Annotated in this window: 15 protein-coding genes; 11 read left to right on the top strand and 4 right to left on the bottom strand. The window is 68.8% G+C overall.

What is annotated here, in order from left to right:
* Window positions 1-5: 5 nt before the first annotated feature.
* A complete protein-coding gene (tldD, locus tag EOW66_RS11965) occupies window positions 6-1,427 on the bottom strand; it encodes a metalloprotease TldD (protein ID WP_128156574.1) in 1,422 nt (473 codons plus the stop codon).
* A 159-nt stretch (window positions 1,428-1,586) separates the two neighbouring features.
* Between tldD and coxB the strand changes: the two genes are divergently transcribed.
* From coxB to EOW66_RS11915, 10 genes are all read left to right on the top strand, one after another.
* On the top strand, window positions 1,587-2,474 hold the full coding sequence (gene coxB / locus EOW66_RS11960; protein ID WP_128156573.1) for a cytochrome c oxidase subunit II: 888 nt from the start codon (window positions 1,587-1,589) through the stop codon (window positions 2,472-2,474).
* A gap of 10 nt (window positions 2,475-2,484) precedes the next feature.
* Window positions 2,485-3,423, top strand: coding sequence for a heme o synthase (cyoE, locus tag EOW66_RS11955; RefSeq protein ID WP_128156572.1), 939 nt, complete (start codon window positions 2,485-2,487; stop codon window positions 3,421-3,423).
* Complete coding sequence (locus EOW66_RS11950) at window positions 3,420-3,608, top strand: hypothetical protein (RefSeq protein WP_128156571.1); 189 nt, start codon at window positions 3,420-3,422, stop codon at window positions 3,606-3,608. The genes cyoE and EOW66_RS11950 overlap by 4 nt, the downstream gene beginning before the upstream one ends.
* Window positions 3,605-4,180: a cytochrome c oxidase assembly protein gene (locus EOW66_RS11945; RefSeq protein ID WP_128156570.1), complete on the top strand. Its 576-nt coding sequence runs from the start codon at window positions 3,605-3,607 to the stop codon at window positions 4,178-4,180. Before EOW66_RS11950 ends, EOW66_RS11945 begins: the two co-directional genes overlap by 4 nt.
* Window positions 4,181-4,193: 13 nt before the next feature.
* The gene (locus tag EOW66_RS11940) at window positions 4,194-5,000 is read left to right on the top strand and encodes a cytochrome c oxidase subunit 3 (protein ID WP_128156569.1); all 807 of its coding nucleotides are present in this window, start codon (window positions 4,194-4,196) and stop codon (window positions 4,998-5,000) included.
* A gap of 68 nt (window positions 5,001-5,068) precedes the next feature.
* Window positions 5,069-5,746 (top strand): SURF1 family protein, encoded by a 678-nt coding sequence (locus EOW66_RS11935; protein ID WP_128156568.1) that lies wholly within the window; start codon window positions 5,069-5,071, stop codon window positions 5,744-5,746.
* A 10-nt stretch (window positions 5,747-5,756) separates the two neighbouring features.
* Window positions 5,757-7,154, top strand: a complete 1,398-nt coding sequence (gene thrC, locus EOW66_RS11930) for a threonine synthase (RefSeq protein ID WP_128156567.1) — start codon at window positions 5,757-5,759, stop codon at window positions 7,152-7,154.
* Window positions 7,151-8,410: a M16 family metallopeptidase gene (locus tag EOW66_RS11925; RefSeq protein WP_128156566.1), complete on the top strand. Its 1,260-nt coding sequence runs from the start codon at window positions 7,151-7,153 to the stop codon at window positions 8,408-8,410. The genes thrC and EOW66_RS11925 overlap by 4 nt, the downstream gene beginning before the upstream one ends.
* Window positions 8,410-8,994 (top strand): GNAT family N-acetyltransferase, encoded by a 585-nt coding sequence (locus EOW66_RS11920; protein ID WP_128156565.1) that lies wholly within the window; start codon window positions 8,410-8,412, stop codon window positions 8,992-8,994. The genes EOW66_RS11925 and EOW66_RS11920 overlap by 1 nt, the downstream gene beginning before the upstream one ends.
* 40 nt (window positions 8,995-9,034) lie before the next feature.
* Window positions 9,035-10,432 (top strand): FAD-binding oxidoreductase, encoded by a 1,398-nt coding sequence (locus tag EOW66_RS11915; RefSeq protein ID WP_128156564.1) that lies wholly within the window; start codon window positions 9,035-9,037, stop codon window positions 10,430-10,432.
* 4 nt (window positions 10,433-10,436) lie between these two features.
* Here the strand turns inward: EOW66_RS11915 and EOW66_RS11910 are convergent, their stop codons facing one another.
* The 3 genes from EOW66_RS11910 to EOW66_RS11900 form a co-directional block, all read right to left on the bottom strand.
* Complete coding sequence (locus EOW66_RS11910; RefSeq protein ID WP_128156563.1) at window positions 10,437-10,967, bottom strand: adenine phosphoribosyltransferase; 531 nt, start codon at window positions 10,965-10,967, stop codon at window positions 10,437-10,439.
* Between the two features lie 3 nt (window positions 10,968-10,970).
* Window positions 10,971-11,843, bottom strand: coding sequence for an S-methyl-5'-thioadenosine phosphorylase (locus EOW66_RS11905; protein WP_128156562.1), 873 nt, complete (start codon window positions 11,841-11,843; stop codon window positions 10,971-10,973).
* 167 nt (window positions 11,844-12,010) lie between these two features.
* Window positions 12,011-12,610 carry a flavin reductase family protein gene (locus EOW66_RS11900; RefSeq protein ID WP_128156561.1) on the bottom strand — a complete coding sequence of 200 codons (600 nt, stop codon included), beginning with the start codon at window positions 12,608-12,610 and terminating at the stop codon, window positions 12,011-12,013.
* A 76-nt stretch (window positions 12,611-12,686) separates the two neighbouring features.
* Here EOW66_RS11900 and EOW66_RS11895 point away from each other — a divergent pair, with 76 nt between their 5' ends.
* The gene (locus EOW66_RS11895; RefSeq protein ID WP_128156560.1) at window positions 12,687-13,172 is read left to right on the top strand and encodes a GNAT family N-acetyltransferase; all 486 of its coding nucleotides are present in this window, start codon (window positions 12,687-12,689) and stop codon (window positions 13,170-13,172) included.
* Window positions 13,173-13,219: the final 47 nt, after the last annotated feature.

The raw sequence follows: 13,219 nt of genomic DNA, 5'->3' as shown, positions 1-13,219 counted from the left end.
CCCCGTCAGGCGGCCGAGCCGCCGACGGTGATCCCGCCGATCAGCAGCGAGGGCATGCCGACGCCCACCGGCACCCATTGCCCGGCCTTGCCGCAATTGCCGATGCCGGGGTCGAGCGCCATGTCGTTGCCGATCGCGCGGATCCGGTGCAGCGCGGTCGGCCCGTCGCCGATCAGCGTCGCGCCCTTGACCGCGGCGCCGACGACGCCGTTCTTCACCCGATAGGCCTCGGTGCAGTTGAAGACGAACTTGCCGTTGGTGATGTCGACCTGGCCGCCGCCGAAGCCGACGGCATAGATCCCGTCCTTCAGGTCGGCAAGGATCGCCTTCGGATCGGCATCGCCGCCAAGCATGTAGGTGTTCGTCATCCGCGGCATCGGCGCATGGGCAAAGCTTTCGCGCCGGCCGTTGCCGGTCGGTGCCACGCCCATCAGCCGGGCGTTCTGCCGGTCCTGCATGTAGCCCACCAGCACCCCGTCCTCGATCAGCACGTTCTTGCCCGAGGGCGTGCCCTCGTCATCGACGGTGATCGAGCCGCGCCGGTCGGGGATGGTGCCGTCGTCGAGGATCGTCACCCCCCTCGCCGCCACCTGGCTCCCCATCAGCCCGGCGAAGGCCGAGGACTTCTTGCGGTTGAAATCGCCCTCGAGCCCGTGGCCCACGGCCTCGTGGATCAGCACGCCGGGCCAGCCCGGGCCGAGCACCACGTCGAACTGCCCGGCGGGGGCGGGCTCGGCCGACAGGTTCACCAGCGCGATCCGCAGCGCCTCGCGCGCGACGGGCTGCCAGCTTGCCGGCTCGATCAGCCCGGACAGGCCGAAGCGGCCGCCGCCGCCATGCCCGCCCGATTCGCGCCGGCCGTTCTCCTCGACGATGACCGAGATGTTGAGCCGCGCCATCGGCCGGATGTCCTGCACGAGCCCGCCTTCGGGGCGCAGGATGAACACCTCCTGATGCGAGGCCGCCATCGAGGCCGTCACCTGCACCACGCGCCGGTCGAGGCCGCGGGTGAAGGCGTCGATCTCGGCGAGGATGTCGATCTTCACGCCAAAGCCCGCGTCGGCCATCGGGTCGGCGTCGGTGTAGAGGTGGCGGTTGGTGCCGGCGGGCGGGGGCGCCATCACGCCGCCACCGTCGCCCACGGCGAGCCGCGCCGTTTCCGCCGCGCGCTTCAGCGCCGGCTCGGAAATTTCGGTCGAATGGGCATAGCCCGCAACCTCGCCCTTCACCGCGCGCAGCCCGAAGCCCTCGGAGGCGTCATAGGAGGCCGTGCGCAGCCGCCCGTCATCGAAGACCAGCGCCTCGGAGCGCTTGCGCTCGAGGAAAATCTCGCCGTCCTCGGCCCCCGCGGTGGCCCCGCGCAGCACCGCAAGCGCGGTGGCCTCGTCGATCTGCGTCTCGAAGGGGGCGAAACGGTCCTCGGTCATGGCGATCCTCTCTGACGGCCCGGTGCGGCGCAGTGTCGCAGCTTTTGCTTGCCGGGCCGGACTGAATGTGTATGCAATACCTACATAACGTCCGGATCGGTGAAGGGAAGCACCGGTTTGGGCAGGGCGGCTGGGGAGAGCCGTCCGAGGGAGGAAAACATGCGACTTGCGAGGCTCTGCCGCTCTTTGGCGGCCGGTTTCCTGCTGGCCTGTGTCAGCGGGCAGGTGATGGCTCAGGACATGATTACCGGTCTGCCGGTGATCGGTCAGCCGCATCTTGGAGGGGTGGGGTTCCAGCCTGCCTCGTCCGAGCTGGCACAGGATCAGCAGTGGCTTGACCACATGCTGCTGACGATCATCACCGCGATCTGCATCTTCGTCTTCGCGTTGCTGATCTATGTGATGATCCGCTTCAACAGCCGGACGAACCCGGTGCCGAGGCGCTTCACCCACAACACGCCGCTCGAGATCGCCTGGACACTGGTGCCGATCCTGATCCTCGTGGTGATCGGCTCGTTCTCGCTGCCGATCCTGTGGAAGCAGCAGGAAATTCCGAAGGGCGACATCGTCATCAAGGTGACCGGCAACCAGTGGTTCTGGAGCTATGAATACCCCGACGAGGGGATCAGCTTCGACGCCATGCCGCTGGAAAAGGCGGACCTTGCCGCGAACGGCTATGACCCGGACCAGTATCTGCTCGCCGTCGACAACGCGGTGGTGGTGCCGCAGGGCAAGCGCATCGTGATGCAGCTGACCGGCGCCGACGTGATCCACAGCTGGACGATCCCGGCCTTCGCGGTGAAGCAGGATGCGGTGCCGGGCCGCATCGCGCAGCTGTGGTTCGATACCGAGCGCGAGGGCGTCTATTTCGGCCAGTGTTCCGAGCTCTGCGGGCAGGGCCACGCCTATATGCCGATCGTGGTGAAGGTCGTGCCGGCCGAGATCTATGCCCGCTGGCTTGCCCGGGCGAAGGCCGATTTCCCGGCGGGCGAGCGTATCGACGTCACCGCCTGGCACGCCGGGCGGCTGCAGGTCGCGGCGAACTGAGGGGGCGGGGATGAGCGACACCTCCTTTTCCGTCACCGCCCCGGGCGAGGCCGGGCTGCGCGATTTCCTCGCGCTGCTGAAGCCGCGGGTGATGTCGCTCGTGGTCTTTACCGCCTTCGTCGGGCTGGTGGTGGCGCCGGTGCCGGTGCATCCCTTCGTGGCGGCGGTGGCGATCCTGTTCATCGCGCTTGGCGGCGGCGCCGCGGGGGCGCTGAACATGTGGTATGACGCCGATATCGACCGGCTGATGCGCCGCACCGAACGTCGCCCGGTCCCTGCGGGGCGGGTGAGCGAGGGCGAGGCGCTTGGCTTCGGGCTGGCGCTTGCGGGCATCTCCTGCGTGATGCTGGCGCTGGCCGCGAATGTCTTCGCGGGGCTGTTCCTCGCCTTCACCATCTTCTTCTACGTCGTCGTCTATACCGTCTGGCTGAAGCGGCGCACGCCGCAGAACATCGTGATCGGCGGTGCCGCCGGGGCCTTTCCGCCGATGATCGGCTGGGCGGTGGCGACGGGCGGCGTCTCGCTCGAGAGCCTTTTGATGTTCGCGCTGGTCTTCCTGTGGACGCCGCCGCATTTCTGGTCGCTCGCGCTTTTCATGCGCGACGATTATTCCCGCGCCGGGGTGCCGATGCTGACGGTGACGCATGGCCGGCCGGCCGCGCGCGGCTGGATCCTTGCCTATACGCTGGCACTGATCCCGGCCTCGCTCGCGCTTGCCTTCAGCACGGTCGGCGGGCCGCTGTGCCTGACTGTCGCCGTGGTGCTCGACGCGCTGTTCCTGCGCGGCGCGCTGCGGCTGTGGCGGCGCGACGAGGCCGTGGCCGAGGCCGACGGCTTTGCCGCCGAGAAGCGGCTCTTCCGCTTCTCGCTCCTTTGGCTTTTCGGCCATTTCGCCGCCCTTCTGGCCGAGCGCGCGCTGCATCTGACGGGCTGGGGAGGCTGGGCATGACAATCGCACATGTGCACGAGCTGCACCGGCGCCGGCTGGGGCGCAACCTCGGCCTCGGCGCGGCGCTTCTGCTCTTTGTCGCGCTGGTTTTCGGGCTGACGCTGGTCAAGGTCGGGCAGGGCGACCGGATGCACGCGAATGACGCGCCGGGGGCGGCCCGGGCGGTCGCCGGGGCCCGGCCATGAGCGGGCGGGCGAACACGCGGCTTGCCGCGCGGCTGGTGCTGGTGATCCTCGCCATGGGCGCTGCCGCCTGGGCCGCCGTGCCCTTCTACAGCTGGTTTTGCCGCACCACCGGCTATGGCGGCACCACCAATGTCGCCGAGGCAGCGCCCGACGAGGTGCTCGACCAGACCATCGAGGTGCGCTTCGACGCCAATGTCGCGAAGGGCATGCCGTGGAAGTTCCGCCCCGCACAGACCAGCATGACGCTGCGCATCGGCGAGACCGGGCTTGCCTTCTTCGAGGCCGAGAACACCTCGGACCGCACCGTCGCCGGCACCGCCGCCTATAATGTCGCCCCCGACACCGCGGGCTATTACTTCGACAAGATCCAGTGCTTCTGCTTCACCGAACAGGTGCTGGCGCCGGGCGAAACGGTCGAGATGCCGGTCTCCTTCTATGTCGACCCGGCGATGGTGACGAACCCCGACACCGCCCGCATCCGCTCGATCACGCTGTCCTACACCTTCTTCGAGACCGACCTGCCCGAGCGGCAGGCCGCCGTCCCCCCCGCCGCGCCCACGCCCGTCAACTGACAGGAGCCCCGACATGGCCCACAGCCGCAACCACGATTATCAGATCCTGCCGCCGTCGATCTGGCCGCTGCTGAGCGCGCTTGGCGCTTTCGTCATGCTGTTCGGCGCCGTGCTCTGGATGCAGCACGTCACCCCTTATGCCTTCGTCGCGGGGCTTTTGCTGGTGCTCTACTGCATGGTCGGCTGGTGGTCCGACGTGGTGCGCGAGGGCGAGGCGGGCGAGCATACGCCGGTCGTGCGGATCGGGCTGCGCTATGGCTTCATCCTGTTCATCATGTCCGAGGTGATGTTCTTCGTCGTCTGGTTCTGGAACTTCTTCAAGAACGCGCTCTATCCGCTCGGCCCCGACTATCCGCTGAAGGATGGCGTCTGGCCGCCCGCCGGCACCGAGGTCTTCGACCCCTGGCACCTGCCGCTGATCAACACCGTGATCCTGCTGCTCTCGGGCGTCACGCTGACCTGGGCGCACCATGCGCTGGTGCACGAGAACAACCGCCGCGACGCGATCAACGGGCTGGTTCTCACCGTGATCCTCGGCCTCAGCTTCACCGCGCTGCAGGGCTTTGAATACCTGCACGCGCAGCAGGCGATCGGCACTGGCTCGCTCTACTGGGACACCTTCTTCATGGCGACGGGCTTCCATGGCGCCCATGTCATCATCGGCACCATCTTCCTGCTGGTCTGCCTGATCCGGCTGACCCGCGGGCAGATGACGCCCGAGCAGCATGTGGGGTTCGAGGCGGCGGCCTGGTACTGGCACTTCGTCGATGTGGTGTGGCTCTTCCTCTTCGCCTCGATCTATATCTGGGGCAGCGCCTGAGCCCACGGGCCGGCGCGACAGGTGACGCGGGGGGGCCTTCCTCCCGCGTCTTGCGTTCGAGAGGTGTCATGCGTCGTTACGTCTTCCCGCTGCTGCTTGGCCTGATCGGCTGCGCGATCCTCGTCTCGCTGGGCGTCTGGCAGATCGAGCGGCTGCACTGGAAACAGGCGATGCTGGCCGCGATCGAGGCGCGGATCGGTGCCGATCCGCAGGAGCTGCCGCCCGAGGGCACCGACACGCGGGCGCTGAAGTATACTCCCGTGCGGCTGATGGGGGCGACGACCGGGGCCGAGATCCGGGTGCTCAGCGGCGAGAAGGGCACGGGGCCCGGCTTCGAGGTGATCGCGGCCTTCGAGACCGGCGACGGCCGGCATGTGCTGCTCGACCGCGGCTTCATCGCCGAGGAGCGGGCGGGCGATCCGCGTCCGGCCACGGCGATGATCGTCACCGGCACTCTGCACTGGCCCGAGGAGACCGACGCCTATACCCCCGCGCCGGACGCGAAGACCGGGATCTGGTTCGCCCGCGACGTGCCGGCGATGGCCGTTGCGCTTGGCACCGAGCCGGTTCTGGTCGTCGCGCGCACGGTGCAGGGCGATGCGCAGGGCGTGATGCCGCGCCCCTTGGGCACCGAGGGCATCCCGAACGATCACCTCGAATATGCGATCACCTGGTTTTTGCTGGCGATCGTCTGGGCAGGGATGACAGCGTTCCTGTTGTGGCGTATCAGGCGGGGACGGAATTGAAGGGCGAAAGATGCGCTATATCTCCACCCGGGGGCAGGCCCCGGTTCTGAGCTTCGGCGAGGCGATGCTGACGGGCCTTGCACGGGACGGCGGGCTCTATGTGCCGGAAACCGTGCCGGTGATGACCGCGGACGAGATCGCGGCGCTTGCCGGGCTGAGCTATGAGGAGGTCGCCTTCCGGGTGATGCGCCCCTTCACCGGCGATACCTTCACCGAGGCCGAGCTGAAGGGCGCCATCGCGCGCGCCTATGCGGGCTTCGGCCATGCCGCGCGCGCGCCGCTCAAGCAGCTGGCGCCGAACCATTTCCTGCTCGAGCTGTTCCACGGTCCCACCCTCGCGTTCAAGGATTTCGCGATGCAGGTGATCGGCCAGCTGTTCCAGATCGAGCTGGCGAAACAGGGCCGCCGCATCACCATCGTCGGCGCCACCTCGGGCGACACCGGCTCGGCCGCGATCGAGGCCTTCCGCGGTCTCGACAATGTCGATGTCTTCATCCTCTTCCCGCATGGCCGGGTGAGCGAGGTGCAGCGCCGGCAGATGACGACGCCGATTGAGGGCAATGTCCACGCGCTGGCCGTCGACGGCGATTTCGACGATTGCCAGGGCAAGCTGAAGGACATGTTCAACGACTTCGCCTTCCGCGACGAGGTGGGCCTTGCCGGTGTGAACTCGATCAACTTCGCCCGGGTGCTGGCGCAGATCGTCTATTTCTTCACCTCGGCCGTGGCGCTTGGTGCGCCGCATCGCAAGGTCAGCTTCACCGTGCCGACCGGCAATTTCGGCGACATCTTCGCGGGGTTCCTCGCGAAGGAGATGGGCCTGCCGGTCGAGCGGCTGGTGATCGCGACGAACCAGAACGACATTCTCGACCGCTGCCTGAAGGCGGGCGATTACAGCAAGCACGGCGTCATCCCCTCGATCAGCCCGTCGATGGACATCGAGGTCAGCTCGAATTTCGAGCGCGCGCTGTTCTGGGCCTATGGCAAGGACGGCGCGGCCATTGCCGCGCTGATGGACGAGCTGAAGACGAAGGGCACCTTCACCGTCTCGGCCAATGCCATGGCGCAGCTGCGCGACACCTATGACAGCGGCTCGGTCGGCGAGGCGCGCACGCTCGAGGTGATCGGCGAGACGCTGAAGGAGACGGGCGAGCTCGTCTGCCCGCACAGCGCCGTGGGCGTGGGCGTCGCGGTCGGGGCGATCGAGCGTGACCCGGGCACGCCGATGGTGACCCTTGCGACCGCGCATCCGGCGAAATTCCCCGATGCGGTCGAGGAAGCGACCGGCCTCCGCCCGGCGCTGCCGCCGCGCATGGCCGACCTCTTCGAGCGGCCCGAGCGGGTGACACGGGTGGCGAACGACCTTGCCGCGCTCGAAGCCCTGATCCGCAAGGAGCGGCGCGCATGATCGAGACCACGACGCTGCCGAACGGGCTGCGGATCATCACCGAGCCGATGCCCGGGCTCGCCTCGGTCTCGGTCGGGATCTGGGTGCTGGCCGGCGGCCGCCACGAGCGGTCCGAGCAGAACGGCATCGCCCATTTCCTCGAGCACATGGCCTTCAAGGGCACGAAGACGCGCAGCGCGTTGCAGATCGCCGAGGCGATCGAGGATGTGGGCGGCTATATCAACGCCTATACCTCGCGCGAGATGACGGCGTTCTACGCCCGCGTGCTCGGCGCGGATGTGCCGCTTGCGCTCGACGTGATCTCGGACATCGTGCTGAACCCGGTCTTCGACCAGCGCGAGATCGAGGTCGAGCGCAACGTGATCTTGCAGGAGATCGGCCAGACCCTCGACACCCCCGACGACATCATCTTCGACTGGCTGCAGGAAGCCGCCTATCCGGATCAGGCGATGGGCCGCACCATCCTCGGCCCGGCCGAGAAGGTGTCGCATTTCGGCCGCGAGGATCTGGCGCGCTTCGTGGGCGAGCATTACGGTCCCGACCAGATGATCCTTGCCGCCGCGGGCGACGTCGATCACGCCGCGATCGTGAAGCAGGCCGAGGCGATCTTCGGCGGGCTGTCGCCGGTGCGTCAGCCGGCGCCGCAGCTCGCCCGCTGGATCGGCAGCGAACGGCGCGAGCTGCGCGACCTCGAGCAGGTGCATTTCGCCCTTGCCTTCGAGGGGCCGACCTACCGCGACCGCGATCTTTACACCGCGCAGGTCTACGCCACCGCCATGGGCGGCGGCATGTCCTCGCGGCTGTTCCAGAAGATCCGCGAGGAGCGGGGGCTGTGCTACTCGATCTTCGCGCAGGCCGGCGCCTATGACGACACCGGGATGATCACCCTCTATGCCGGCACCTCCGAGGCGGAGGTGGCGAGCCTTGCCGCGCTGACCATCGACGAGCTGAAACGCGCGGCCGAGGACATGACCGAGGCCGAGGTGGCGCGGGCGCGGGCGCAGATGAAGGCGGGGATGCTGATGGGGCTTGAAAGCCCGTCGAGCCGGGCCGAGCGTCTGGCGCGCAATCTGGCCGTCTGGGGCCGGGTGCCGCCGCTTGACGAGATCGCCGGCCTGATCGACGCGGTCAGCACCGCCGACGTGCGCCGCTACGGCGAGGAGATGATCACCCGGGACCGCACCGCGCTTGCCCTTTACGGGCCCGCCGCTGCCGCGCCCGATCTCGAGGGGTTGCGGCGGAGGCTCGCGGCCTGATGCTCGTCCGTCGCCGGAAGCCGAAGGTCGAGACGGAACGCATGACGCTCCGTCTGCCGATGCATTCGGACTACCGGGACTGGGCGCTGCTGCGCGAGGAAAGCCGGGCCTTCCTGACGCCCTGGGAGCCCGCCTGGTCGTCCGATCACCTCGGACGCAAGGCCTTCACCAACCGCGTCTACTGGGCGGCGCGGGCGGAAAGCGCGGGCACGGCGCTGCCCTTCTTCCTGATCCGGCGCGAGGACGGGCGCGTGCTTGGCGCGCTCACCCTCGACAACATCCGCCGCGGCCCGGCGCAGGCCGGCACCATCGGTTACTGGATCGGCGAACGTTACGCCCGGCAGGGCTACATGCGCGAGGCGATCCGCGCCGTCGTGCATCACGCCTTCCACGTTCTCGACCTGAGCCGGATCGAGGCCGCCTGCCTGCCCGAGAACGCCGCCTCGCGCGGGGCGCTGGAGAAATCGGGGTTCAAATACGAGGGCGTGGCGCAAAGCTATCTGCAGATCAACGGCCGCTGGCGCAACCATGTGCTTTATTCGAACCTGCGCACCGACCGGCGCGGGCGCACCGACATCGGCTGAGACGGTCCCGGCGCGTCCGGGGCAGAAGAAGGAGACCGCGATGCTGACCCCGGCAGATCAGGCATTTCTCGACCGGCTGCGCGCCGAGGGCGTCGAGGTGGGCGAGGCCGAGCCGCGCTATCTGGAAGAGCCGCGCGGGCGCTGGCCCGGACGCGCCGCGGGTGTGGCGCGGCCGCATTCGACGGCCGAGGTGGCGCGGGTGCTGCGCACGGCCGCGGCGGCGCAGGTGGCGGTGGTGCCCTATGGCGGCGGCACCGGGCTTGTCGGCGGGCAGGTGAAGGGCGAGGGCCCGCTGCCGCTGGTGCTCAGCCTCGAGCGGATGACGGCGCTGCGCGCGATCGACCCGCAAAGCCTGGTGGTCGAGGCGGGGGCGACGCTGCAATCGGTGCAGGCGGCGGCGCGGACGGTGGGCCGTCTTTTCCCGCTGACCATCGCCGCGCAGGGCACGGCGCAGATCGGCGGGTGCCTCTCGACCAATGCGGGCGGCGTGCATGTGCTGCGCTATGGCAATGCCCGCGCGCTCTGCCTTGGGCTCGAGGCGGTTCTGGCCGACGGCACGGTCTGGAACGGGCTCACCCGGCTGCGCAAGGACAACACCGGCTATGACCTGCGCGATCTGCTGATCGGCGCCGAGGGCACGCTCGGCGTCATCACCGCGGCGGCGCTGCGGCTGTTCGAGCCGCCGGCGGTCGAGGGGCTTGCCTTCTTCGCGCTGCCCTCGCCCGCCGCGGCGGTGGCGCTTCTGGGCCTTGCGCAAAGCCAGTTCGCCGGCTGCGTCTCGGCTTTCGAGCTGATCTCGCGGCAGGGGCTGTCCTTCCTGCGCGAGGTCGGGCCCGAGGTTCACATGCCGTTTGCCGAAGACCCGGACTGGATGGTGCTGATCGAGCTCGGTCTGCCCGCCGGCATGGACGCCGAGGCGGCCTTTGCCGCGCTCTTCGAGGCGGCCGAGGATCTGGTTCTCGATGCGGTGATCGCGCAATCGGGGGCGCAGGCGGCGCAGATGTGGGAGCTGCGCGAGAGCCTGCCGCTTGCCAACCGCCGCATCGGCGCGATCTCGAGCCATGACATCTCGGTGCCGGTGGCCGCGATCCCCGATTTCGTCGCCGAGGCGGGCGCGATGCTCGCCGCCATGGGCGATTTCCGCATCAACTGTTTCGGCCATGTCGGCGACGGCAACCTGCATTACAACGTCTTCCCGGCGCCGGGGCGGAACCGCAGCGAATACGACGCGCAGAAGGATGCGGTGAAGACCGCGGTGCATGACCTTGTGGTGCGCGGCTACAACGGCTCGGTCTCGGCCGAGCACGGCATCGGCCGGCTCAAGGTCGGCGACCTCGAGCGCTATGCCGATCCGGCGAAGCTGACGATGATGCGCGCGATCAAGACCGCGCTCGATCCGCAGGGGATCCTGAACCCCGGCGCGGTGCTGCGCGGCTGAGGGCTCAGGCGCCCTCGAACTCGCACAGCACGCTGACCGGCAGGCCGAGGCTTTCGAGGAGCTTGCGGCCGCCGAGTTCAGGCAGATCGACGACGAAGGAGCAGCCGACGATCTCGCCGCCGAGCCGCTCGATCAGCTGCGTGCCGGCGCGGCAGGTGCCGCCGGTGGCAAGCAGGTCGTCGACGATCAGCACCTTCTCGCCGGGCGCGATCGCGTCCTCGTGGATCTCCATGATCGCCTCGCCGTATTCGAGCTTGTAGGCCTGGCTGATCGTGGCGCCGGGCAGCTTGCCCTTCTTGCGCACCGGCACGAAGCCCTTCGAGAGCTGGTGCGCGATCGCGCCGCCAAGGATGAAGCCGCGCGCCTCGAGCCCCACCACCTTGTCGATCTGCTCGCCCGCCCAGGGGGTCAGCATCTGGTCGACCGCCATGCGGAAGCCCTTCGGATCGGCGAAGAGCGTGGTGACATCGCGAAACAGGATCCCCTCATGCGGGAAGTCGGCGATGGTGCGGATATACTCCTTGACGGTCTTCATCTCTCAGCCTTTCAGGACACGGCCCATCACGGGCAGCAACTGCGCGACGAGCGCGGGGTCGCGCTGCGCCGGATGGGTCATGATCGCGCTGTCGAGCGCGTGGGTGCAGCCCGCGGCGCAGTCCACGGCGGGGCCGGCGATGCGGGCGGGAAGCGCCGCGACGAGGGCGCGGGCCTTGTCGGCATTGGCGATCGCCGTGGCCACCACCTGCGCCACGTCGACGGCGTCATGCTCGGGGTGCCAGCAGTCGTAATCGGTGATCATCGCGATGCAGGCATAGCAGAGCTCGGCCTCGCGGGCGAGCTTGGCCTCGGGCATGCCGGTCATGCCGATCACGTCGGCGCCCCAGCTGCGATAGAGCCGGCTTTCGGCGAGCGTCGAGAATTGCGGCCCCTCCATCGCGACATAGGTGCCGCCCTCGTGCACGGTCAGGCCAAGGTCACGCGCCGCGCCCGCGCAGAGCGCCGAAAGCCGCGCGCAGGTCGGGTGCGCGAAGGGGACGTGGCCGACGAGCCCCGGCGCGAAGAAGCTTTTCTCGCGCGCGAAGGTGCGGTCGATATACTGGTCGACGATCAGGAAATCGCCGGGCGCATAGGCCTCCTTCAGCGAGCCCACGGCCGAGACCGCGATCAGATCGGTGACGCCGAGGCTTTTCAGCGCGGCGATATTGGCGCGATAGGGCACCGAGGTCGGCGTGTGCACATGGCCGCGGCCGTGGCGCGGCAGGAAGACCATCTCGACCCCGCCTAGCGTGCCGGTCAGCACCGCATCCGAGGGCGGGCCGAAGGGCGTGTCGACCGTGACCCAGGCCGCGTTCTCGAGCCCGGCGATGTCATAGACGCCCGAGCCGCCGATCACCCCGATCTTCCGTTCCATCGCCCTCTCCTTGCTGCTGCGCGGCGAAGATTAGGCGCGTGGCGCGGGCAAGAAAAGGGCGGATTGCAGGAGGAGGCGGGCAAGGGAGGGGGCGCTGCCCCCTCGGCCCCCTGGGCCTCACCCCCGGGATATTTGGGGCAATTGGAAGCGGGACCGGGCCTTGCGCCTCAGCCCCCTGGCGGGCGGTCGAGTTCGAAGGTGTCGCGCACCGCGGCGTAATCCTTGTAGCCGAGCCGGCTGAGCCGGTCGGGCGGCAGATAGCGGCCCGCGGTGAGGCAGTCGGGGCGGATGTGGACGCCGGTCACCTCGCCATGGATCAGGAAGTTCGACTTGCCGAGCAGCGGGATCACCTGCACCAGCCGGCACTCGAGAGAGGCCGGGGCCTGCGCGACGCGCGGGCAGTCGATGGTCTCGCACTCGGCCTTTTCGAGGCCCGAGACGGCGAATTCGTCGGTGCCTGCGGGCAGCGGGGCCGAGGAGGTGTTCATCGGCCCGATCAGCTCCGAGGAGACGAGGTTGACGCAGAACACCCCGCTTTCGCGGATCTGCGCGAGGCTGTCCTTGGTGTCGCCGCGGTCGGGTTTCGCCGCGGTCGAGGCGAAGACCACCTGCGGCGGGGTATAGGCGACGGCATTGAAGAAGGAATAGGGGGCGAGATTGTCGCCAAGGGAGCCGCGCGTCGAGATCCAGCCGATCGGGCGCGGCGCGACGATCGCGTTGAACGGGTTGTGCGGCAGGCCGTGGCCATCGGCGGGGCGGTAGAACATGGCGGCGGGGATCCCTTTGATTTGAACCTGACATTAGCGCGTGTTAGGCGCGTCTGACGAGGGATTCGGGGGCGCCATGTATCAGCTCGAGGAAGAGACCGAGGCCGACTGGTGGGAAGTCGAGGCACTTTATGACCTGTGCTTCGCGCCGGGACGCACGGCGCTGTCCTCCTACCGGCTGCGCGACGGTGTCGAGAAGGTCCACCCGCTGTGCCTGACCCTGCGCGAGGACGGGGTGCTGGCCGCCGTCATCCGCTACTGGCCGGTGAAGGTGGGCGGGCAGCGCGTGCTGCTGCTGGGCCCGGTCGCCGTGCACCCGACGCGCCAGGGCGAGGGGCTTGGCGGCATCCTGATGCACGAAAGCCTCGCCGAGGCGCGCCGGCTCGGCTGGGAGCGGGTGCTGCTGGTCGGCGATCTGCCCTATTACCAGCGCTTCGGCTTCTGGAGGATCGAGGGCGTGATCATGCCGCCGCCGACCAACCCCGAACGCGTCCTCGCGCTCGAGCTGCAGCCCGGCGCCTGGGAGGGCGTGCGCGGCCCGGTGGAAAAGTTCACTGCCTGATTGGCGCCGGCCCGCCGCGCCCCCATATGGGGCGAAACGGAGGATGC

It is taken from the genome of Paenirhodobacter huangdaonensis (assembly GCF_004022465.1).
GTDB lineage: Bacteria > Pseudomonadota > Alphaproteobacteria > Rhodobacterales > Rhodobacteraceae > Rhodobacter > Rhodobacter huangdaonensis.
This window is presented reverse-complemented; position numbering and strand designations above follow the sequence as displayed.

Excerpts from the sequence above, each read along its gene's own strand:
- tldD (WP_128156574.1), bottom strand. The coding sequence starts at position 1,427 with ATGACCGAGGACCGTTTCGCCCCCTTCGAGACGCAGATCGACGAGGCC.
- coxB (WP_128156573.1), top strand. The coding sequence starts at position 1,587 with ATGCGACTTGCGAGGCTCTGCCGCTCTTTGGCGGCCGGTTTCCTGCTG.
- cyoE (WP_128156572.1), top strand. The coding sequence starts at position 2,485 with ATGAGCGACACCTCCTTTTCCGTCACCGCCCCGGGCGAGGCCGGGCTG.
- EOW66_RS11950 (WP_128156571.1), top strand. The coding sequence starts at position 3,420 with ATGACAATCGCACATGTGCACGAGCTGCACCGGCGCCGGCTGGGGCGC.
- EOW66_RS11945 (WP_128156570.1), top strand. The coding sequence starts at position 3,605 with ATGAGCGGGCGGGCGAACACGCGGCTTGCCGCGCGGCTGGTGCTGGTG.
- EOW66_RS11940 (WP_128156569.1), top strand. The coding sequence starts at position 4,194 with ATGGCCCACAGCCGCAACCACGATTATCAGATCCTGCCGCCGTCGATC.
- EOW66_RS11935 (WP_128156568.1), top strand. The coding sequence starts at position 5,069 with ATGCGTCGTTACGTCTTCCCGCTGCTGCTTGGCCTGATCGGCTGCGCG.
- thrC (WP_128156567.1), top strand. The coding sequence starts at position 5,757 with ATGCGCTATATCTCCACCCGGGGGCAGGCCCCGGTTCTGAGCTTCGGC.
- EOW66_RS11925 (WP_128156566.1), top strand. The coding sequence starts at position 7,151 with ATGATCGAGACCACGACGCTGCCGAACGGGCTGCGGATCATCACCGAG.
- EOW66_RS11920 (WP_128156565.1), top strand. The coding sequence starts at position 8,410 with ATGCTCGTCCGTCGCCGGAAGCCGAAGGTCGAGACGGAACGCATGACG.
- EOW66_RS11915 (WP_128156564.1), top strand. The coding sequence starts at position 9,035 with ATGCTGACCCCGGCAGATCAGGCATTTCTCGACCGGCTGCGCGCCGAG.
- EOW66_RS11910 (WP_128156563.1), bottom strand. The coding sequence starts at position 10,967 with ATGAAGACCGTCAAGGAGTATATCCGCACCATCGCCGACTTCCCGCAT.
- EOW66_RS11905 (WP_128156562.1), bottom strand. The coding sequence starts at position 11,843 with ATGGAACGGAAGATCGGGGTGATCGGCGGCTCGGGCGTCTATGACATC.
- EOW66_RS11900 (WP_128156561.1), bottom strand. The coding sequence starts at position 12,610 with ATGTTCTACCGCCCCGCCGATGGCCACGGCCTGCCGCACAACCCGTTC.
- EOW66_RS11895 (WP_128156560.1), top strand. The coding sequence starts at position 12,687 with ATGTATCAGCTCGAGGAAGAGACCGAGGCCGACTGGTGGGAAGTCGAG.